This window comes from Acinetobacter sp. CFCC 11171 (assembly GCF_003268405.1).
Classification (GTDB): Bacteria; Pseudomonadota; Gammaproteobacteria; order Pseudomonadales; family Moraxellaceae; genus Acinetobacter; species Acinetobacter amyesii.
In genome coordinates this window covers 22,811-43,876 of sequence record NZ_LQXP01000021.1, presented here as the reverse complement: position 1 = coordinate 43,876, position 21,066 = coordinate 22,811, and the positions used below count along the sequence as shown (strand labels likewise).

Sequence of the window (21,066 nt, the reverse complement as noted above, 5' to 3'; positions counted from 1 at the left end):
AGCCTCTTTTGAGGCTTTTTTATTATTTATCAGTTGGCTAAGTGAGATTTGTATAGATCAAATAAAGTATTTGCCCTGTTGGATTATAAAAACTCTTATAATGGCGCCGATTTTAGATTTACAACAACTAAAACTGTCATGCACAATAGAGAAATCATAGATTTACTGCTGAAATGATCAATATGTGCCAGCTGCTCGGAATGAATTGTGCGACTCCCACCGATATTACTTTTTCGTTTCGGGGATTTTCGCAGCGAGCAGGAATTACCTCAGATCATTGTGATGGCTTTGGTATCGCTTTTTTTGAAGATAAAGCATGTCGTTTATTTGTCGACAATCAATCTGCTGTAGAGTCTCCGATTGCCGAGCTGATCCGAAACTACCCGATTAAATCTCGCAATGTGATTGCACACATTCGTAAAGCGACACAAGGCAAAATTAATCTTGAAAACTCACATCCATTTAGTCGTGAATTGTGGGGCAGACAGTGGATTTTTGCACATAATGGCGACCTACATGGCTTTCAGCCTGAGCTCACGGGGCGCTTCAGCCCCGTCGGCAATACCGACAGTGAATTGGCCTTTTGCTATTTGCTTGAGCAAATGGTGAAACGTTTTGGTTATACCGAACCAACACTCGATCAGGTGTTTGACCTGTTATTAGAAATCTCTCCGAAAATTGCGGAACATGGCACCTTTAATTTTTGTTTGTCGAATGGGCAGGCGCTATTTAGTTATGCGATTACCAAGCTGCATTGGCTGGTTCGAGAGTTTCCATTTCAGCCTGCACAGTTGATTGATATTGATGTTGAAGTCGATTTTAGTGAAGTCACTACGCCTGAAGACCGTGTTGCCGTGATTACCACTGAACCCTTAACGCAAAATGAAGTTTGGACAGCATTTGAGCCGGGTGAAATGATTTTATTTCAACATGGTCGTCCAATACGTGCTGCAAAGACGGTTGTTGAACGTTTAGAACGTGAGCGGCTGGACCCATCTTTAAAACGTGTCACACGTGCAGATCAGTATTAATTTTGAATGAAAGATATTCATTATAAAAATGAATATCTTACACTTTATTGAATTAAGGGTGTTTTCTAAGATATTGAATTGATTAAAAAATATCTTAGCTTTATACTCGGGATTAAATAAATTAACATAATAAAAACAATTAATTACAATATAAATAGCAGTATTTCAATTAAAACCAACCTTTTTACTTCATTTTTATTTAAGTTCTTTAATTATATGATGAAATTTACGTGATAAGTCCTTCATATTTATAGGTGGTCGTAATGAAAATGAAATGGGTTCCAGAATACAATACTGGTATCGATGTGATTGACGATCAACACAAACGGATTCTTGACTACATCAATGAAATTGATGGCATTGACGCAAATACAGATCGTGATCGTGTAAAACAAATTCTGGAAAACATTATTGATTACACGCAATCACATTTTACCTTCGAAGAATCTTTACAAGAAGAAGCGGGTTATAAATATCGTGTGCCACATAAACGCGTACATGATTTATTTATTAAAAAAATTGAATCTTACCGCGACCGTTTTGAAATGGGGCATGCGATTGAAAATGAATTACATGAAGTGCTTTCAAAATGGCTGATTAACCATATTCAGCACGATGATGCTGATTATGTCGGTGCGGTTAAAGAAAATATGATGGGTATCATCAAAGAAAAAGAAAAGAAAAAAGGCAAAAATTGGTTTGCACGTTTCTTTTCATAACCTCAAAAAATGAAATAAAAACAATTAAAATCTAATAATATTATTTGCGCAGCAAATCACCTTTAAGGTGATTTGCTTTTTGTTTTTGATTTTCAAGGCACAGCAAGGCAAAATAGCGCTAGAATTTTCAAAGGAATTTGTCATGCAGGACAATGCGATGTCGAAATGGTTATCGCCACTGATGGCGTTCTGTTTATCTTTTATCATTATTGCAACTTTAGCACCGGTAACAGGTATTCAAATTGAACGTCAGCTAGATTTCTGGCTGTTGTGGCTAGGTACAATGCTTATTTTAGCTTTACCGCTATGTTATTTGGAAATTGCTTTAGCAAAACGTTCAAAAATTACAGCAGTTCAAGCACTGTCTTCGCTAACACGTGATGCGGATGCTTCACCCAAATGGCGTATAGTCGGTTGGCTTGCCGTAGTATTTATTCCATTTTTAGCAGGTGCCATGCTTTCAGCCGCGTCGCAATATGTGGCAATTTTTACAGCTAATGGCTTTGCCTATAGCATTATTTTGGCTGTCCTTGCAGTCATTGCATTTGCATTGTCGTTTGTACCACGCCAATTTTTAGTGATTTTGACCGCTATTGGTGTGATTGCTGCAGTAGTCTTAGCGAATGTTATGGGAACTGCCTTACCAGAGTGGAAAATGACTGCGCTCGAATTTAGTGAGTGGGGCAATGCAACCGTCTTGGCGCTCGTAGCAAGTGGTTTGGGGATGGGCTTGTACTGGCAGTCAAGTTTGCCAGCTGTGAAGCAACAAGAGATTGCAAGCAAAACGGTATTTCCAATTTGGATCGCTCAACTTTTGGCAGTGGTTGCTTTTGCCTTTTTCGCAGCAAAAGTACAAGTACCTGCTTTAGCACTGGTTGTGGGTTTAGTCGCAGCTTCAGCATTGCTGATTCAAATGGCACGTGAACAATTACAACAACGCCAATTGGCCGTAGTGGTGCAATGGGCGATTTTATTGGTTGCGGTTTTTGTATGGGCACTGAGCACTGTTGTTCCAGTATTTAATATTGCCTTGTTGATTTGGGGCTTAATTATTTGTCTGATTTATGCGATTTTCGCAGGGTGGATTATGAAGATTAGTCATCTACGTAAGTCAATGAACTTCAGTCATGAAACCTTTTATAATATTTGGCGTATTGCCGTACGTATCGTCGTGCCCTTGTCAATAATATTGGCATTGGTGGCTGTGATTGGGCAGTTATTCTAATGACAGCTCAGTTACAAGTATGGGTCGCTTATGCGAGCGTGGAACAGCAGATATTAATTCCGCTGAGCTTTAATCCCGGTATGACGGTTGAAGATGCTATTGTGCAAAGTGGCATTCGAAAACAAGTGGATTTACCCGAAGAATTAACACTAGGAATCTTCGGGGCGCGTGTAAGCGATTCATCTCAGTTACTTGAAGCAGGTGATCGTGTCGAAATCTATCGTGCATTAACCATTAATCCGAAAGATATTCGTCGTAATCGCGCCAAGAAAAATCCCGTTGGTCGTTATTGTCGAGGCAATCGTTTCAAACAATTGTACTTATAAAAAAAACCCCTAAATTTAGGGGTTTATTTTTATCTGAAAGCGACTATAGTGGTGGCGCAGTTAAAATCGCTTCTTTAGAACCTGGTAAGCCAGGTTGAGACTCTGGAATGGTTTCTAAGCCTTCAATTTTTTGAACGATACCGTTTTGGTCAAAGAAGATTTTTAAGTGTTGACCATGTGCAGCAGGAATCTTGGCTTTTTTAGCATATGTTCCTGGGGTATACTTATAAATGTAGTCCCAACGTAACGGATTCATTGGATCGGCAACAGTTGGACTACCTAGCAAAAAGCGAACTTGTTGGTGGCTCATTCCCACTTGAATTTTAGCCGCTTGTGCTTGAGTTAAAGGTGTACCTTGTGGAATATCAACTTTATAAACGCCCAAGGTTGAACAGCCTACGAGCAATGAAGTGACGAATAACGTCAGCATGATTTTTTGCATTTTGCTAAACTATCCCAAATTAATTATGATGCATTTGATCCAAGGATAGATCATACTGCATCTACACTTTGTTGCATATTCCAACTTTAATTTTGTTGAGAGACCTTTTTTCATGCCTATTTCAAATCAAGATTTACGTAAAGCTGGACTTAAAGTTACACTTCCACGAATTAAAATATTGGAATTGCTTGAAAATTCAAGACAACATCACTTAAGCGCAGAAGATATTTATAAGACTTTACTTGAACAGGGTGAAGATGTGGGTTTAGCAACTGTGTATCGCGTGTTAACACAGTTTGAAGCTGCAGGTATTATTCAACGCCATCATTTCGAAAACAATCATTCTGTTTTTGAGATTATGCAAGAAGATCACCATGACCATATTGTGTGTCAAAACTGCAATAAAGTGGTGGAATTTACTAATGATGTGATTGAGCATGAGCAACATCAAGTGGCAGAAAAATTTGGTTTCCAACTTACAGGTCACTCATTAAATCTTTATGGCTATTGTGATGCGCCTGAATGCCAAGAAGCATATCGTAAAAAATAATCCGATGCGGATGAGAATGAATAAAAAACAGACTTCATATGAAGTCTGTTTTTTATTTCCGAAAGCATCATGCAGAATTAATGTTGACCATCAAAGGTAATATTTGAATTTGCACGCAGTAAATGCTCACCGCCTTCTTCAGACAATTTAATCTGTAGACGCAGGTCATTCGGTGAATCGGCATGTTTGAGCGCATCTTTGTAGCTAATTTGCTTGGCTTTATAAAGGTCATATAAGGCTTGGTCAAAGGTTTGCATACCCAGTTCACGAGAACGCTTCATCAGGTCTTTAATTTCATGCACTTCACCCTTACGGATTAAGTCTGAAATTAAAGGTGAGTTGATCAAAATCTCAATGGCAGCACGACGTGAATTACCATCAATGGTTGGAATCAACTGCTGCGCAACCATTGCTTTTAAGTTCAAAGATAAGTCCATGAATAGCTGACTATGACGATCCGCTTCAAAGAAGTGAATGATACGGTCGATGGCCTGGTTGGCGTTGTTGGCATGCAGTGTTGCAAAAACCAAGTGACCGGTTTCAGCAAAGGCAATCGCATAGTCCATGGTTTCACGTGAACGAATCTCACCAATCAGAATCACGTCAGGTGCCTGACGTAGCGTATTCTTTAAGGCAACTTCGAAAGAGTCGGTATCAATACCCACTTCACGTTGGGTAATGATACAGCCTCGGTGTTGGTGTACAAATTCAATCGGGTCTTCAATTGTAATGATATGACCTTTGCTATTTTCATTACGATAGCCAATCAAAGATGCCAAAGAGGTTGATTTACCTGTACCCGTTGCACCTACGAAAATGATAATGCCACGCTTGGTCATCGCTAATTCTTTTAAAATCGGCGGTAATTTCAACTCATCCATCGTTGGAATAACGGTTTCGATACGACGCAGAACCATACCTGGCTGGTCACGTTGTTGAAAGGCGCTGACACGAAAACGAGCAGATTTACTGGTATTACTAATGGCAAAGTTACATTCGCGCGTATCGGCAAACTCCTTACGCTGTTTTTCAGACATTATCGAATATAAAATTTGACCGACAGTCGGACCCGGTAACTTAGTCGAGCCAATTGGCAAAATTTGCCCATTGATTTTAATCGAAGGTTCAACATCGGCTGTAATGAATAAATCCGATGCTTTTTTCTCCACCATATAATCAAGTAAGCCGTTAAAATCCATAACGATCGCCCCAGAAAAATAAAAAAATTACAAGAAAGATTCGGGTTGTTTCGCTGCAGTCCGTGCAGTTTGCGTACTAATAATGCCTTTTGCGACAAGGTTTTTTAAGCTTTGATCGAGTGTGGTCATACCGTAGTTGGCACCGGTTTGAATCGCAGAATACATTTGTGCGACTTTGTTTTCACGAATCAAGTTACGGATCGCAGGAATACCAATCATAATTTCATGGGCAGCCACACGACCACCGCCATTTTTCTTGAGTAGGGTTTGTGAAATTACGGCTTGAAGTGATTCGGATAACATTGCACGAACCATATCTTTTTCTTCAGCAGGGAATACGTCAATCACACGGTCAATGGTTTTTGCGGCAGAGGTTGTATGTAGTGTACCGAAGACCAAGTGACCGGTTTCAGCAGCTGTCAGCGCCAAACGAATGGTTTCAAGGTCACGCATCTCACCGACTAAGATAATATCCGGGTCTTCACGCAGTGCGGAACGAAGTGCTTCGTTAAAGCCGTGCGTATCACGGTGTACTTCACGTTGGTTGACCAAGCATTTTTTTGATTCGTGTACAAATTCGATCGGGTCTTCGACCGTTAAAATATGGTCATAACGGTTGTCGTTAATGTAATCAACCATCGCAGCAAGCGTGGTTGATTTACCCGAACCTGTTGGACCGGTCACCAATACGATGCCACGTGGATATTCACAAATATCTTTGAAGATTTGGCCCATGCCAAGATCTTCAATGGTTAGTACTTTTGAAGGAATGGTACGGAATACGGCACCAGCACCACGGTTTTGGTTAAATGCGTTCACACGGAAACGAGCCACACCAGGTACTTCAAATGAAAAGTCAGTTTCTAATTTTTCTTCGTAATCACGACGCTGTTTATCGTTCATGATGTCGTAAACCAATTTGTGCACTTCTTTATGTTCAAGAGCAGGAAGGTTGATACGACGAACTTCACCATCCACACGAATCATTGGTGGCATACCAGAAGATAAATGTAAATCCGAAGCGTTATTTTTGGCAGCAAAGGCCAATAGTTCTGTAATGTCCATAAAATCCCCGAGATAAAAATTAAATCTTAATTATTTTGATAGAATAATAAGGCTTTCCCACAGCTTAACCAACACTTAGTTGCAGGGCAATGCAAAAAAAGATGAATGAAATGAGAACCCCGTCAATGAATAAACTTCAAGAAGCACGAAATCAAGTCTTGCAGCAAATTGAGCAGGCTTGCCAACTTGCGGGTCGACCACAGCAATCGGTTGAATTGTTGGCTGTATCTAAGACGCATCCTGCTGAAATGCTAAGAGAAATGTATGCAACGGGGCAACGCTCATTTGGTGAAAATTATCTGCAAGAAGCGCTTGAAAAAATTGAGGCTTTGGCAGATTTAGAGATTGATTGGCATTTCATTGGTCATGTACAGCGCAATAAAACCAAACATTTGGCTTCAAACTTTGCTTGGGTGCATGGGGTAGACCGTTTGATTATTGCGGAGCGTTTATCAAGCCAGCGAGAAGCGACGCAAGCACCTTTGAATATTTGCCTACAAGTCAATATTGATGCGCAAGATACGAAGGATGGCTGTCAGCCGAATGAAGTAGCAGATTTGGTCGCAAAGATTTCTACGCTACCGAATTTACGCTTACGTGGACTGATGGTGATTCCTGCTCCAAACAATCCGCAAGCGTTTGCTGATGCCAAAATGCTCTTTGAACACGTCAAAGCACAGCATGCGAAACCTGAAGATTGGGATACATTAAGTATGGGGATGTCAGGCGATATGACTGATGCGATTGCTGCGGGTTCAACGATGGTTCGCGTGGGGACAGCATTGTTTGGCGCACGTGATTATTCAAAATAGGACAGAAGATTCAGCCTGCTTTCAAAAACTAGGCTTATAAAGTGTAAGCACAGCAGATAAATTTTCACAATAGATGAAACCTATGGGTTCAAAGTGAGCCTTTTAATTTGAACTTTCCATTAAAGTTGAGTACAAAATAATCAGGATGTTTTTGGTATTGAAGTAATTCACACTTGGACAAATAGGGAAGTTCATGACGGCATATTATCAGTTGATTCAACGCGACGTAGATGCGCAAGGCTGTGTCACGGCACATTACCATTCGACCAATTTAGCACAAGGTGCATGGAATGCACATGAGCAACACATGGCACCAGCTACAGGCATTATTTGTGCTGAATTAGACCGTTTTTCACCACGTCATGATATGCGTATCGGGCGCATTAGCCTCGATATTTTGGGCTTAATTCCTGCTGGCGAGTTTGAAATAATCACGCAAGTGATTCGTCCGGGAAAAACCATTGAACTGATTGAATCTGAAATGCGGGCTCAGGGCAAAACCTGCATTGTGGCACGCACTTGGCGCATGATGACGCAAAATAGCCAGTCCGTGAAAGGTTTGGAGGATGCTGATGTGACTGGGCCAGAAACTGCGCCGATTTGGGACGGTATCCGTCAGTGGCCGGGGGGATATATTCAGTCGATTGAAGCAAGAAGCCATGGGCGCCGTGCAGGTCAAGGCATTGTGTGGCTGAGAACACAGCATGACATGGTTGAAGGTGAGCCGACTGCTGATTTTGTCCGTTTAATGGGCATGGTTGATACCGCCAATGGTATTGTTCCGCGTCAGGATTGGCCATTTGGCTGGGGCTTTCCAAATCTGGATCTACAAATCCATTTGCACCGTTTACCACAGGGACAGTGGTTAGGTCTGGAAACCGTGCAGCAGTATGGAGCGGATGGTGTTGGTTTGAGTAGTTCTGTATTGCATGATGTCCATGGCCCATTTGGGCGTAGTGAACAGATTTTAACGCTACGTCCACTCGGGACGTAATGATCTAGAGAATCAAAAATTATAAAGCCTGCTTTAAGCAGGCTTTTTTTAAGATACGATTTGGATGGTGCTTGCACCTGCTCCGACAGGATTGACTTGAATTTGCACAGGGATTCGTTCGTGCATTTCTTGAATGTGAGAAATTAGCACGACTTTACGCCCTTGGTTTTGTAGCTGATCCAGAGCATTCATCACCATGTGCAGACTTGAAGCGTCTAGCGTACCAAATCCTTCGTCAATAAATAGGCTTTCAATTTTTGTTGTACCTGATGCCATGCTCGCAATGGCTAAGGATAAAGCGAGCGCGGTTAAGAAAGACTCACCGCCTGAAAGCGAAGAGACCGAGCGGGTTTCACCATCCATATCATGATCGACAATGGCTAGGCTTAATGAGTTTTCAAGGCGCTTTAAGGTATAGCGCTGTGAAAGCATCGCCAATTGCTGATTGGCATATTCAATTAAAATATCGAGGTTATATTGCTGTGCCAAATCACGGAATTTCTTGCCCGTTGCATCGCCCATTAAGCTCGAAATCTTATTCCAACGATGTTCCTCAGATTGGATCTGTTGAATCTGATCGGTAAATTGCTGCTGTTTTGCTACATTGCGTTGATGTACTTCGAGTTTGAGTTTCACTTCATCACGCTGTTCCATCACTTGGGTTATTTGTTCAACCAAACTTTGTAATTGTGAGAGTAGTGCTTCAAATTCGATTTCAGGCTGCAGCATTAAGTGCTGCTGTAGTTGCTCATCCAATGTTTTCTTAGCAGACTGAGCATCGCTATATGTACGTTCAGCCGAGCTAATTTGCTGTTTCAGTTGCAGCTCTTGCTCATGTGTAATTTCACTGAGCTGCTGTAACAAGGCGTCACTAAAATCAATATGCAGCGCTAACCACTGTTGAATACTCAACGCGGCTGCATTTTGTTGAGTTTGCAACTGTAGTTGCTGTGCCTGATATTTTTGCAGTGTTGCTTGTGCCGTATCAAAGGCTTGGCGTCGCTGCTCAAATTGTTGACGTACGGTATTAAACTGAGTCTGCAGCTGTTGTCGGTTTTGCTCAAACTGTAATAACCATTCATGCGGTTTTTCAACAGTTACTTGAGTCATGGTAAAAATAGCTTGGATTGCAAGATCGCTATTTTGTTTACCTTCTTCTAACAGTGTCGAAATGCGTTTTTCAGTTGCAGCAATATTCTCTAGACTGAATTTACTGCGCTGTTTTGCCTGTTCCAGCTGATGTGTTATTTGATTCAGCTGAGCATTTAGTTCATTACGTTGTTTTAAGGTGTTAAGACGTTGCTGTAATTGAATATAAATTTCTTCAGCAGCGGTGCGGGTTGACTGCTGCCATGCGTATTTTTCAGTGTCATCCAATAAAGACAAAATAGGTTGAATATTTTGTTCCGCATGCTGTATTTCTGTCAGCTGCTTTGTCGTGTGCTGAATGTATTGAGTCAAAGTATGGCTGTTTTGCTGCGCCTGTTCATGGGTTTTTAAATCAGCTTCTGTTTGCTGCAAAGATTGCTGTGTTTGTGCAATATGATGCGTTATAGCCGTTTCAAGCAAGCTCAAATCAGAGTGCAAATCGTATGGAATATTCAGTGCATTAAGTGATTGCTCAAGCTGGGTTTGGGCATTGCTCTGTTGCGTGCTGATTGCGGTGAGTTGCTGTGCATTGGCTTCAAAGGCAGTGGACTGCTGTGTGCATTTTTTTTGCAGTTGCTGCCACAGATCAAACGTTATTTTTTCCTGCGCTAGTGCTTGCTGTTCCTGCTGTACTTGCAGTTTCAATAGTTCATGGGAAAGCACATCTTGGTTATATGTATAAGGGTGCTCGGTGCTGCCGCAGACCAAACATGCTTCACCTGCAACCAGATTTGCTCTGAGCTGTTCAATATTTTCTGCATGCAGTAATCGCTGCTGCTGCAGTACAGTTTGCAAATTCTCTCGAGCTGCTTTTTGTGCATGAAATTCAGTTTCAGCCATGCTGCATTGCTGCTGATTCTGTGTGAGATCACTTTGCAGTTGGTGCTGGTCTTGCAATTTTTGCTGATGTTCAACATGAATGGCGTGGTAATGCTGCCAATGACTCTTGGTGATATCTAATTTATTGATGCGATTTAATAAGTCTTCACGCGCTGTACGCAAGCCCGTAATTTTCGAGTTAAGTGCTTGGTCTTGCCCAAATTGCTGAATGAGCTGGTCAAGTTGCTGTTGTTTTTGTGCCACTTGTTGCGTGGCTTGAGCGACATCACCATATTGCTGCTCAAATTGCACATAACTTTGAATAAAACGCTGTAAAGGGCTGAGATGTGCAGACAGTGCTTCATCCAAAATTTGAAAATGTGCTGTTTGCGAGAGTAGGGTATTTTGCTGCGCTATATTTTGTTCTAACTGCTGCTGTACTTGTAACAATTGCTGTTCGGCTTGAAGCAGCGGGGCATGCTGATCTTGCAGTTTTTTGAGTTCATCTTTTACAGCAATTAGCTGATCGCCTAGCACTCGGCGGTCGGCAATTCGCGCACGTACTAAATCAATTTGATCTTGATGATCAACTTCAAATTGGTGCTGCTGTTTTTGCTGTAGATCAAGTTGTTTAAATTGAGTTTTTTCATGATTAAACTTAATTTCAATTGCGTTGAACTGCTGCTGTGCTTGAGCCAATTGAGGCTGCAGCGTTGCTATTTCAGTACTTAAATTCTTGCGTTGAATGATGCTTGGACGGATTGAGGCGAATTTTTCCAGTTGCTGCAATTGCTGCTTCTGCGGCTGCAGTGCATCGAGTTGCTGCTGTTGAACAGCCAAATATTGCTCACGTTGCTGAATATCCGCAATCAGTTTATCTTTGTGTTGAAACCATTGCTGCTGTTTGAGCAATTGCTGCTTTTCACTTTCGAATTTTTGGTAAGACTCTGTATGACTTTGAAAATTCGCCGTGTATAAGGCAAGATCTTCATCCGATAAAATTTCAATATCACCGAGTCGAACTTCCAAAGCCTTACGCTGATTGGCAATTTGCTTGGTTTTTTCAAAGGCCAATTGACCAATTTTCCCGAAAATACTGGAATTGGTTAGATACTCCAATAGCTCGCCACGTTCATTATCACGCGCTTTTAAAAAAGCGGTCACTTCTGACTGAGCCAGTAAAACGGCACGGGTGAATTGTTCAAAACTGAGTTGAGTAATGCGTAAAATTTGGCTCTCAACCGCTTTGGTTTTATCCGCAACAACAGTGCCATCTGTTAAGCATTTCAGTGAGCGCTGTACGCTTTGCAATTTACCGTTTGGGTTTTCACGGGCACGTTTAATTTCCCAACGTGCAGAATAGACTTTTTGGTCTTGAGCAATAAAACTGAGCTCGGCAAAGCCTTGGCCTGTACCACGGCGCAAGACTGTTTGCGGTGAGTTGGTCGGCAGCTCTGAACCATCTACATCGATGAGTTTGCCATCGCTGTCTTTTAAGCGCGGCACACGGTTAAACAGCGCCAAACACATGGCATCTAAAATAGTCGATTTACCAGCACCTGTTTTACCAATAATTGCCACTAAGCCTGCACTTGCTAAGGGTTCAGATTCAAAATCAATAAAATGCTCACCCGCTAAAGATGCCAAGTTTTTAATGCGTATAGATAAAATTTTCATGGCAATTCCTTAAGTGTTCGCATCATCTTCAAGTGATTTTTGTGCTTCATCGACCAAACTTAAAAAATCTTTCATTACGGTGTCATCAGCACCGTAGCCCTGTTTTTCCCAAAGGTTTTGGAATAATTTTTCAGGCGTAGGCGGATCAAGGTTGATTGCGGCTTGCTGCGGATTATTTTGATCTGAATTTAAATAACGTCGGCTGATGCGCACCAAACGATAACGGTTTGGCGCTAGCGCTTCTTCAAATTGCTGTCGTAAATTCGGTGCAGGCGGAGTGTCGGTATGATATTCAATTTCGACATATTCACGCTGATCAATATCTTCAATTTCACCGCTCGGCAAAGCGGATAATTGTGCCAAAACTTCTGGAATTGTGCCTTTGATGCGATGCAATTGCACGCTGCGCGGAATCGCTAAGGACTCTATTTGAAAGCGTGATTCATCGCTTTGAGTCGGGTCAATACTGATATCAAGCACTTGATGCTTATAATTGATTTCACTAAATGACAGGGGAATCGGTGAGCCGCTATAACGGATATGAGTTTGTCCAACTTTTTGCGGTTTATGCAAATGCCCAAGAGCCACGTAGTCAATTACATCATCAAACAGGGCGGTTGAAATTGCTTCTTCATTGCCCATAATAATCGGGCGCTCTGAGTCTGACGTTTCACCGCCTTGCATGTGGGCATGGGACATTAAAATTAAGGCTTGATCTGGAGTTTTACGTGCATTGGCTTCAGCAATTAATTGTTGATGTACATAGGCAATGGCATTTTGACTATTGGTGGTTTGATCATTGAAACCGGTGATCTCGGCAGCACGTAGAAAAGGTAAAGTCAGGCACCATGCCACTACATTTTTGTGTTCATCATAAATAGGTACCAGCAGTCGGTCTAAATCGAGCTGACCTTCGGTATTTTTATGGACCACGCCTACAGCTTTGGCATGGTATTTTTCTAATAAAGGCTCAACTTGTTCAATACGGTAGCCTGAGTCATGGTTGCCTGCGATCATCAGGGTTTGCATGTGCGGAGCCCGCTCATGTGCATCTGCTAGAAACTGATACAACTGTTTTTGCGCTCTGGAAGCGGGGTTGATCACATCAAAAACATCGCCTGCAATGAGCAGGGCATGTGGCTGTTTTTGTGCTATTTGTTCAAGCAGCCAATTGAGAAACTGTTCATGTTCGTAGTCACGTGAGTGGTTATAGAAAAATTGTCCTAAATGCCAATCAGAAGTATGAAAAAAACGAACAGTCATGCAAGCCCCAAAAATCAAAAAAATTGATTGGGCTCTAAAGTATCACAGATGGTCACGTTTTCGAGGGCGATTAATCATTCATACGTCAAACTAAGTCGTTCTCGACAAGTAGAAGCTCCCCAATCAAAAACCAAGTGTTTACTGTGCATTTGGATCGACTTGCACAAGGCCAAAGGTATTGTGGTCTGGGTCTAAGAAATAGCCTTGCCAACATTGACCGGGGATCGCAAATTTTTCCATGGCAATTTGACCACCTTGCGCCAAAATTTTCTCAGCGATTTGGTCGAAATCTTCAACTTCAAAACTACAGGTAAATGCATTGGTGCCGCAGTGCGTCGGTGGCGTCTGAGCAGGGCGTTCTAACAAGCCACCATGAATACCTTGAGTTTCAATACGGAAGTACTGAATTGGTAGCCCTTCAACTGGGGTAAATGTCCAACCGAAAACTGCAGAATAAAAGGCCACTTCACGCTTTGGATCGGAACTTTTAATTTCAAAATAGTAGAGCTGGTTCATTGTTGTTATATTTTCTTTGATGGATTACACGTTTCAAATAGTTGAGATCTGAAATTAGGGTAAAAAATACCAAGAACTAGGAATATAAAATGTTGTTCTAATCCTGTATATAGGTGAATTATTGTACAGCGGGTATATTGCCTGCATTTGGAGTAGCAGGAGATGCAACATGCCAAATAATCCTTTTGATGAAGAAAAACTTGCAAATAATATGGTGTATAAGACTTTATTAGAGTCTACATTAGCCATTCCTTGGTGTATTGATTGGGACAGTAAAACATTTAGTTATATTGGACCGCAAATTGAAAAGTTACTCGGTTGGAAACAAAGTAGTTGGAAAACGGTAGATGATTGGGCATCACGTATGCACGAGGAAGACCGTAATTATGTACTGAATTATTGTGTTTCACAGTCCATGGCTGGTATAGATCATGAAGCAGATTATCGTGCACTTAAAGAAGATGGTTCATATCTTTGGATACGTGATGTTGTTCATGTCGTGCGTAAACCAAATGGTGATGTAGATTGTCTTGTCGGCTTTATGTTTGATATTTCCGAGCGGAAAAAACAAGAGGAACAACTACAAAAATTGCAACGTCAGCTCGAAGAATATTCATATAAAGATGGCTTAACTGGTATTGCTAATCGACGTTTGTTTGATGACTTTTACCAGCGTGAATGGTTAAACGCAATCCGCACGCAAAAGCCGCTGAGTTTAATTTTGATCGATTTAGATTATTTTAAACAATACAATGACTTGAATGGTCATGTGATTGGGGATACATGTCTGCGTCAAATTGCTAAAAGTTTGGAATCTTGTTGTACACGACCTCGTGATTTAGTTGCGCGTTTTGGTGGCGAGGAATTTGCTTGGATTTTACCAGAGACCAATGAAGCCGCAGCAGCAGTGATGGCCGATAGAATTATGGATGCCGTGCGTGCTGCACGATTACCGCATAAAGCCTCTGCGGTGTCGGAACTCGTCACACTCAGCATGGGGGTAAAAACCATTATTCCTTCAGATCTGGATAATCCAATGCAATTTCTGGATCAAGTTGATAAAAACCTTTATGTAGCCAAAAGACAGGGGCGTAATCGCTACTGTGCTGCATAACATAGATTTACAGTTGTGACTTATTTTAAAGTTGCATAGATTTTTCAGTCAGTCGATATTTTATCGGCTGATTTTTTTGGGTGTAGAATATAAAAATTAAATGCTGAATACATAAGGCACAAAATAAAAGACCGACGATTCGAGTGATGATGAAATCGTCGGTCAAAAAATCGATTTTAAATTTAAGTGATGGCTGCTGTTCATACTTAAATTCAAAATGAAGCTTATTGCTTTTAAAAAGGTCACCGAAACATTGTGGATGCCGTCCAAATCATCGGTTGCTACAGACCTTGTACCCTATATAACGTAGCCGATTACAGATTGGTTGACATGAAAATGAAAAAAAATGCATTTTTTTTTATACTAGGTGTCAACTTCTTCTTGGGTTAGGGTCATGGTGTCTTTAACACGTTATTTTTTATTGTTTTTTTTCATTTGTTTAATCATGACCTGTATTTGCGGTGTGATCGCTGCATTATTGCCACAGGGTGTAGGTGGTATTTTAACAGTCGTACCCTACCTGGTTGCCATGATCGTGGTGTTATTTCGGTTTTTAAATAAAAATCAGAGAGCACCGACACAGGCAGAGCGTAAAAAATTTACCTTAGGTTTTAGCCTGATTTTTTGGTTATATAATTTAGCTTTTGTACTTTTGGGTATCGCAATTTTTTCAAGAAAAGATCCTGAAATTTGGCAAAATTTAATGCTCTATGTTCAACATCCTCAGTTTATGAGTTTAATGGTGATCATGTTGTTACTGATGGCTATCCCTTTGTATTTAATCACCTATTGGTTTTATGGTCCGCAAGCACAGCGGATGGCTGCTCAAAAGTTTGGTGCATAAAGCTTGATCGTTTGGTGATCTTGTTCTATAGATAATAGTATTATTTCATATAGATAAGAACAAATTATGCATCATCCCACAGTACTGATGACGGGTGGCAGCGGTTTTATTGGCACACATCTCATCAAGGCACTTTTAGCTGCGGATTATAAAGTGATTGGGCTCAGTCGTAAGGCTGGGCGTATTTTTAAATCACCACATTTAACTTGGGTACAGCAGCTCGATCAAATTCCTCATGACAGAATTGATTATGTGATTAATCTTGCAGGTGAAAGTATCGGCAAAGGTCGTTGGACAGAGACGCGTAAACAGCAATTATTAGAAAGTCGGGTCAAAACCACAGAAGCGCTGTATCAATATTTACGTAAACGTAAAATTTTTCCGAAATGCATTATTTCAGGTTCGGCTGTTGGCTATTATGGTATTGATATTGAAGAACAATGGACAAAAGTGTGCGATGAAAATACTGCACCACAAGCCATTTTTATGTCAGAGCTATGCCAAAGTTGGGAGCAAGTCACACGCCAATTTCCTGAACAAAATACCATTATCACACGACTAGGTGTGGTCTTGGCTGAAGGTGGCGGGATCTTACCGCAAATGTTGCGACCGATTCAGTTCAATTTGGTCAATAAAATAGGTTCTGGTCGGCAGCCTTTTGTGTGGATACACATACAAGATGTGATCCGAAGTATGCTGTTTTTAATGAAACAAGCTGAGAAAAAACATGCGTTGCTTGAACCCACGCCAATCGATCCGCATATTTTTAATTTAGTTGCGCCTGAAAAATCGACGCAGGCTCAGTTTGCGCAGATTGCAGCACGTCAATTAGCGAAAAAGCCATGGCTCAATGTGCCTGCAATTGTTTTTAAAATTTTATTGGGTGAGCAATCGCAATTAATTTTAAATGGTCAATTGGTTCAGCCAGCCGCATTATTACAGCAAGGCTTTGAGTTTAAATTTCCGACGTTAAAAGAAGCCTTGCAGGATTTATTGGCTTAGTTGAATTTGACGGATTGACCATTATTCGACGCTTAACAATGCATCTTGAAACAGGCGACTCGGACTATAGTGGTCCGCATTGAATGAAGGCGTTTCCCCAGTCATAAGTTCAGCCAATAACTGAGCTGAAGCTGGTCCCATGCATAAACCATTTCTAAAATGCCCAAAATTTGCCCAAAGATTGTCGAAATTTGGCATCTGCCCAATATATGGAATCCCTTCAGGCGAAGATGGGCGCAGGCCAGCCCAAGATTTCACAATCGGAAAGTTGGCAAGCTCTGGTACCATGTCAAAGCAGGATTTTTGAATATGCTGCAAGGTTGTATTTGTTGTCTGAGTATCAAAGCCACATTGGCGCATACTTGAGCCGCAAACCACATGACCGTCTTGGCGTGGAATCAAGTACATGACTTTATTCATGCACATGGTCGGCAACCAGTTCTGCGGAGTTTTAAAGAGAAGCATTTGTCCCTGCACGGGTTGTACGGGTATCTCAATGTCTAGTTGTTCACTCCATGCGGCTGACCAAGCGCCCGTGGCAATAACGAATTGATCAGCTGTATGTTGTTTGCCATCTGCGGTGGTGATGGACTGGATACGATTGTCCGAACGGTTTAATTGGCGGATCGGGCAATTTTCATATATCTGAACTTTAGGATGCTGCTGTAAATAAGCCGTTAAAGACTGCAAAAGTCGCGGATTACGGATGTTGGCTAATTGTGAAAAATAAATGCCATGTGCAAAGCGTGCTGAAATGTGAGGATTAATCTGCTCAATTTGCTCGGATTGTAAATATTCCGCATGTTGCATCGGGTCTTGGTGCAAACGGGCATAATCTAAGCCAATTTCAAAATCATCTTCATCAAAAATCAGCATGCCAGTTTCATGAATTTCAAAATCAATCCCAGTGATCGGTTTTAATTTTTCATTCCATTTTTGGTAGCTCTGCTTGCCATAACGTGCGAGCGCATTGACTTCATTGGGATATCGCCAAGGATACATCGGGGAGAGGATGCCACCGCCAGCCCATGATGCGGCGGAACCTGTGCGTTGTTGGTCGAAAATCGTCACCGTACAACCGCGTTCAACCAGTTCTAATGCGCTGAGTAAACCACTAATACCCGCCCCAATAATGGCAATATTCATGTTCTTTTAACCGATGAATGTATGAGTTTGATCTTAACTTCAGCAACGCCGAAGTTTTTCTTCCAAGACTGTTTTTTAAATTTTACAGATATAAAAAAAGCCTTCCTGAACGTTACCATTTCAGGAAGGCTTTGCAGGTTATTTCATGTCTTTCAACATGAGTGCTGCATCTTCAGCAAAGTAAGTCCAGATCCCATCTGCACCTGCACGGCGGCAGCTCATAAGCGATTCGATAATCACGTTTTCAGACAGCCAACCATTTTGAATGGCACCTGCCAACATGGCGTATTCGCCACTCACTTGATAGACAAATGTTGGAACACCGAAATTATCTTTGACTTCACGGACGATATCTAAATACGGCATACCCGGTTTTACAATCACCATGTCGGCGCCTTCTTGGATATCCAGTGCGATTTCATGTAAAGCTTCTGCACGGTTACCGATGTCCATTTGATAGTTATATTTATTGCCACCTTTGAGGTTGCTTGAAGAACCTACCGCATCACGGAATGGCCCGTAAAAGCTAGACGCATATTTTGCAGAATAAGCCATGATGTTGGTATAGATATGGCCATTGGCTTCAAGGGCTTGGCGAATTGCACCGATACGACCATCCATCATGTCACTTGGTGCAACCACATCTGCACCCGCTTCGGCATGGCTGAGCGCTTGTTTAATTAAGCATTCAACGGTTTCATCATTTAGTACATAGCCGGTATCATCAATAATACCGTCTTGACCATGTGTGGTGTATGGGTCGAGCGCACCATCAGTGATGAGAACCATTTCTGGTAGTTCTTTTTTTAATAAACGGATGGTGCTTTGGACTAAGCCATCTTCATGCCAAGCTGCTTCAGCCGTTAAGCTTTTATCTTCCTGTGGTGTAACTGGGAACAAAGCTAATTTTGAAACACCCAATTCGAGTAAACGTTCTGCCTTTCTTAGTAACAAGTCAGCAGATAGACGCTGTACGTTTGGCATGCTTGGAATATCTTGAGTTTGTTGCTGGCCTGGCAACACAAATACTGGATAAATGAGATGATCAGTCGTCAGTTGAGTTTCACGCACCATAGCGCGAAGCTGGTCATTTTTACGAATGCGACGCATGCGAGTGGCAGGAAAAGCTGGACGATTGAACGTATAGGTCATAACAATCTCATTGATCAGTATTAAACTTTGACTATTGTAGACGCATAATGAGGGTTTGGCGCACCCCGTATTATTTTTTTATTCAATGACAGCGATTCGAGTAGGCTATGACAGATGTAAATAAGAGTTGGACCGGTAATATTGACCTAAACTCGAAGAATGAAATCGATACTTTATTAAATAACATTGCTCAAGCATTTAACAGCTCCCCATTTTTTGTACACAATGCCATGAAAATGACGGTGATCGATGGTCAGATCGAAGCACGTGTGGACATGGCCAGTAATCTAATAGGAAATGTCGCATTCCAAATTTTACATGGTGGTGTTGCGGCAACTTTACTCGACAGTATCGGTGGTATCTCTGCGATGGCAGAATTGTATAAAAAGGCCACAGCTGAAGATCTAGTAGAAACGAGTAAAAAGGTATCTCGCTTAGCGACCGTCGATATGCGTGTGGATTATTTGGCGCCAGGACGTGGACAGTATTTCGTTGCACGAGCTGAAACCTTACGTTTAGGCCGTAAGGGTTGCACTATGCGTATGACCATGGTTAATGATGAAGGTAAAGCGATTGCAACGGCGATTGCATCGTATGCTTATTAAGCCATTTTTAAGTTAACACATTCAAAATGATGAAAAAATAAAGTCCAGCATTGGCAGCAGGGCATGATTTTATCCTGTTGCCGACGAAAAAAAGACTGACGAGTTACATTTTCTATTCTCAGGATATGATTTTTTAGCTTTAAAATGCCGGAAAATTGAAGAAGATAGACTTTCTCACGACACCATTATCTGACAGCAAAGTTGACATGCTTTGCAAAGCTCATGATGCCATGACCAAGTCTGCTAGATTTAGGACAAATCTATGACAGATACCGTTAGTAACCTGCCAGAAACCCCATCTACAGAGCAGCCCACCGATCAGGAATTAAAAGCACGCAGAAAAAAAGGCCTTGGTATAGTGGCTGTATTGATCGTGATTGCTTTGGTGATGTATTTGATTTGGTCAATATTTCTAAATCATTCCGTCAGTACCGATAATGCCTATGTCGGTGCAGAAACAGCGTCGATTACCTCGATGGTCACGGGGCAAGTGGCAGAGGTTTTGGTGAGTGATACGCAGCAAGTGAAAAAAGGCGATGTGCTTGTTCGCATTGATGCTCGTGATGCTGAAATTGCCTTAGCTCAGGCACAGGCTGAATTACTTAAAGCAAAACGCCAATACAAACAAACTGCGGCGAATAGTAGTTCTTTAAACTCACAAATCTTTGTCAGTGATGATGCAATTCATAGTGCAAGCGCACAAGTGGCCAAAGCACAAGCCGATCTGAATAAAACACAAGATGAATTACAACGCCGTCAACAATTGGCTGCTACGGGTGCGATTTCTAAAGAAGAATTAAGCACAGCGCAGAGTGCTGTGAATACCGCTAAAGCCAGTTTTGATGTGGCCCAAGCAGGGCTCGCTCAAGCCAAATCTAGTCAAAAAGCGGCACAAAGTAATAAAGCTGCAAATGATGCATTAATTCAAGACAGCAATGAAAATTCAACCCCAGATGTTTTAATTGCACAAGCACGTCTACAACAAGCTCAGTTGGACTTAGAACGTACACAAATTAAAGCACCCTTTGATGGTGTGGTGACACGTCGCAATATTCAAGTTGGGCAACGCATTGCACCGGGAACGTCATTAATGATGGTGGTGCCTGTCTCTCAGTTATATGTCGATGCCAACTTTAAAGAAAGCCAATTGGCAGGGGTGCAAGCGGGTCAAAAAGTTGAACTGACGTCTGATCTGTATGGTGACAAAGTTAAATTTAATGGCATAGTCACTGGTTTTTCTGGTGGCACAGGTTCAGCATTTGCCTTGATTCCAGCACAAAATGCCACAGGAAACTGGATTAAAGTGGTTCAGCGTTTACCTGTGAGGATACGTTTAGATCCAAAAGAGTTGGCAGAACACCCACTACGTGTGGGGCTGTCTATGGAAGCGACGATTGACTTGAAATCGAAGTAATT

20 protein-coding genes are annotated in these 21,066 nt (G+C 41.6%); 12 read left to right on the top strand and 8 right to left on the bottom strand.

Translation table 11 applies throughout. The features are described from left to right. The first annotated feature begins 182 nt into the window (after window positions 1–182). From AVJ20_RS11140 to AVJ20_RS11125, 4 genes are all read left to right on the top strand, one after another. Entirely contained in the window at window positions 183–1,031 is an 849-nt protein-coding gene (locus AVJ20_RS11140; RefSeq protein ID WP_111885279.1) for a class II glutamine amidotransferase, read from the top strand. A 263-nt stretch (window positions 1,032–1,294) separates the two neighbouring features. Next, on the top strand, window positions 1,295–1,750 hold the full coding sequence (locus AVJ20_RS11135) for a bacteriohemerythrin (RefSeq protein ID WP_078190032.1): 456 nt from the start codon (window positions 1,295–1,297) through the stop codon (window positions 1,748–1,750). Window positions 1,751–1,892: 142 nt separating this feature from the next. After that, window positions 1,893–2,975, top strand: a complete 1,083-nt coding sequence (locus AVJ20_RS11130) for a hypothetical protein (RefSeq protein ID WP_111885268.1) — start codon at window positions 1,893–1,895, stop codon at window positions 2,973–2,975. Next, entirely contained in the window at window positions 2,975–3,301 is a 327-nt protein-coding gene (locus AVJ20_RS11125; RefSeq protein ID WP_111885267.1) for an RnfH family protein, read from the top strand. The genes AVJ20_RS11130 and AVJ20_RS11125 overlap by 1 nt, the downstream gene beginning before the upstream one ends. 43 nt (window positions 3,302–3,344) lie before the next feature. Here the strand turns inward: AVJ20_RS11125 and AVJ20_RS11120 are convergent, their stop codons facing one another. Beyond that, the gene (locus tag AVJ20_RS11120) at window positions 3,345–3,743 is read right to left on the bottom strand and encodes an outer membrane protein assembly factor BamE (protein ID WP_078193102.1); all 399 of its coding nucleotides are present in this window, start codon (window positions 3,741–3,743) and stop codon (window positions 3,345–3,347) included. A 112-nt stretch (window positions 3,744–3,855) separates the two neighbouring features. On the opposite strand from AVJ20_RS11120, the gene fur reads away from it, so the two are divergent. Beyond that, window positions 3,856–4,293, top strand: coding sequence for a ferric iron uptake transcriptional regulator (gene fur / locus AVJ20_RS11115; RefSeq protein WP_078193101.1), 438 nt, complete (start codon window positions 3,856–3,858; stop codon window positions 4,291–4,293). Window positions 4,294–4,370: 77 nt separating this feature from the next. Here fur and AVJ20_RS11110 read toward each other — a convergent pair whose 3' ends face one another. Next, the gene (locus tag AVJ20_RS11110) at window positions 4,371–5,492 is read right to left on the bottom strand and encodes a PilT/PilU family type 4a pilus ATPase (protein WP_111885266.1); all 1,122 of its coding nucleotides are present in this window, start codon (window positions 5,490–5,492) and stop codon (window positions 4,371–4,373) included. 27 nt (window positions 5,493–5,519) lie between these two features. Beyond that, on the bottom strand, window positions 5,520–6,557 hold the full coding sequence (locus AVJ20_RS11105) for a type IV pilus twitching motility protein PilT (RefSeq protein WP_078190026.1): 1,038 nt from the start codon (window positions 6,555–6,557) through the stop codon (window positions 5,520–5,522). 125 nt (window positions 6,558–6,682) lie between these two features. Here AVJ20_RS11105 and AVJ20_RS11100 point away from each other — a divergent pair, with 125 nt between their 5' ends. After that, window positions 6,683–7,369 carry a YggS family pyridoxal phosphate-dependent enzyme gene (locus tag AVJ20_RS11100; RefSeq protein WP_111885265.1) on the top strand — a complete coding sequence of 229 codons (687 nt, stop codon included), beginning with the start codon at window positions 6,683–6,685 and terminating at the stop codon, window positions 7,367–7,369. Window positions 7,370–7,562: 193 nt separating this feature from the next. Beyond that, a complete protein-coding gene (locus AVJ20_RS11095; protein WP_078193098.1) occupies window positions 7,563–8,363 on the top strand; it encodes a thioesterase family protein in 801 nt (266 codons plus the stop codon). Between the two features lie 48 nt (window positions 8,364–8,411). Here AVJ20_RS11095 and AVJ20_RS11090 read toward each other — a convergent pair whose 3' ends face one another. The 3 genes from AVJ20_RS11090 to AVJ20_RS11080 all read right to left on the bottom strand — a co-directional run bounded on the left by AVJ20_RS11090 (window position 8,412) and on the right by AVJ20_RS11080 (window position 13,787). After that, entirely contained in the window at window positions 8,412–12,008 is a 3,597-nt protein-coding gene (locus AVJ20_RS11090) for an AAA family ATPase (protein ID WP_111885264.1), read from the bottom strand. Window positions 12,009–12,017: 9 nt separating this feature from the next. Continuing rightward, complete coding sequence (locus AVJ20_RS11085; protein ID WP_078193096.1) at window positions 12,018–13,271, bottom strand: exonuclease SbcCD subunit D; 1,254 nt, start codon at window positions 13,269–13,271, stop codon at window positions 12,018–12,020. 138 nt (window positions 13,272–13,409) lie between these two features. Then, window positions 13,410–13,787: a VOC family protein gene (locus AVJ20_RS11080; protein WP_111885263.1), complete on the bottom strand. Its 378-nt coding sequence runs from the start codon at window positions 13,785–13,787 to the stop codon at window positions 13,410–13,412. A 169-nt stretch (window positions 13,788–13,956) separates the two neighbouring features. Here AVJ20_RS11080 and AVJ20_RS11075 point away from each other — a divergent pair, with 169 nt between their 5' ends. The 3 genes from AVJ20_RS11075 (at window position 13,957) to AVJ20_RS11065 (ending at window position 16,747) form a co-directional block, all read left to right on the top strand. Then, window positions 13,957–14,901: a GGDEF domain-containing protein gene (locus AVJ20_RS11075; RefSeq protein ID WP_111885262.1), complete on the top strand. Its 945-nt coding sequence runs from the start codon at window positions 13,957–13,959 to the stop codon at window positions 14,899–14,901. A 394-nt stretch (window positions 14,902–15,295) separates the two neighbouring features. After that, window positions 15,296–15,745: an ABZJ_00895 family protein gene (locus AVJ20_RS11070; protein WP_111885261.1), complete on the top strand. Its 450-nt coding sequence runs from the start codon at window positions 15,296–15,298 to the stop codon at window positions 15,743–15,745. Between the two features lie 66 nt (window positions 15,746–15,811). Next, entirely contained in the window at window positions 15,812–16,747 is a 936-nt protein-coding gene (locus tag AVJ20_RS11065) for a TIGR01777 family oxidoreductase (RefSeq protein WP_111885260.1), read from the top strand. A 21-nt stretch (window positions 16,748–16,768) separates the two neighbouring features. On the opposite strand, the gene thiO is transcribed toward AVJ20_RS11065, so the two are convergent. Next, window positions 16,769–17,893, bottom strand: a complete 1,125-nt coding sequence (gene thiO / locus AVJ20_RS11060) for a glycine oxidase ThiO (RefSeq protein WP_111885259.1) — start codon at window positions 17,891–17,893, stop codon at window positions 16,769–16,771. 138 nt (window positions 17,894–18,031) lie between these two features. Beyond that, complete coding sequence (gene hemB, locus AVJ20_RS11055) at window positions 18,032–19,045, bottom strand: porphobilinogen synthase (protein ID WP_111885258.1); 1,014 nt, start codon at window positions 19,043–19,045, stop codon at window positions 18,032–18,034. A gap of 107 nt (window positions 19,046–19,152) precedes the next feature. Here hemB and AVJ20_RS11050 point away from each other — a divergent pair, with 107 nt between their 5' ends. Together AVJ20_RS11050 and AVJ20_RS11045 are read left to right on the top strand one after the other, a co-directional pair. Next, window positions 19,153–19,650: a thioesterase family protein gene (locus AVJ20_RS11050; protein ID WP_111885257.1), complete on the top strand. Its 498-nt coding sequence runs from the start codon at window positions 19,153–19,155 to the stop codon at window positions 19,648–19,650. 262 nt (window positions 19,651–19,912) lie between these two features. Further along, window positions 19,913–21,064, top strand: a complete 1,152-nt coding sequence (locus AVJ20_RS11045; protein ID WP_111885256.1) for an efflux RND transporter periplasmic adaptor subunit — start codon at window positions 19,913–19,915, stop codon at window positions 21,062–21,064. The last annotated feature ends 2 nt before the right edge of the window (window positions 21,065–21,066 follow it).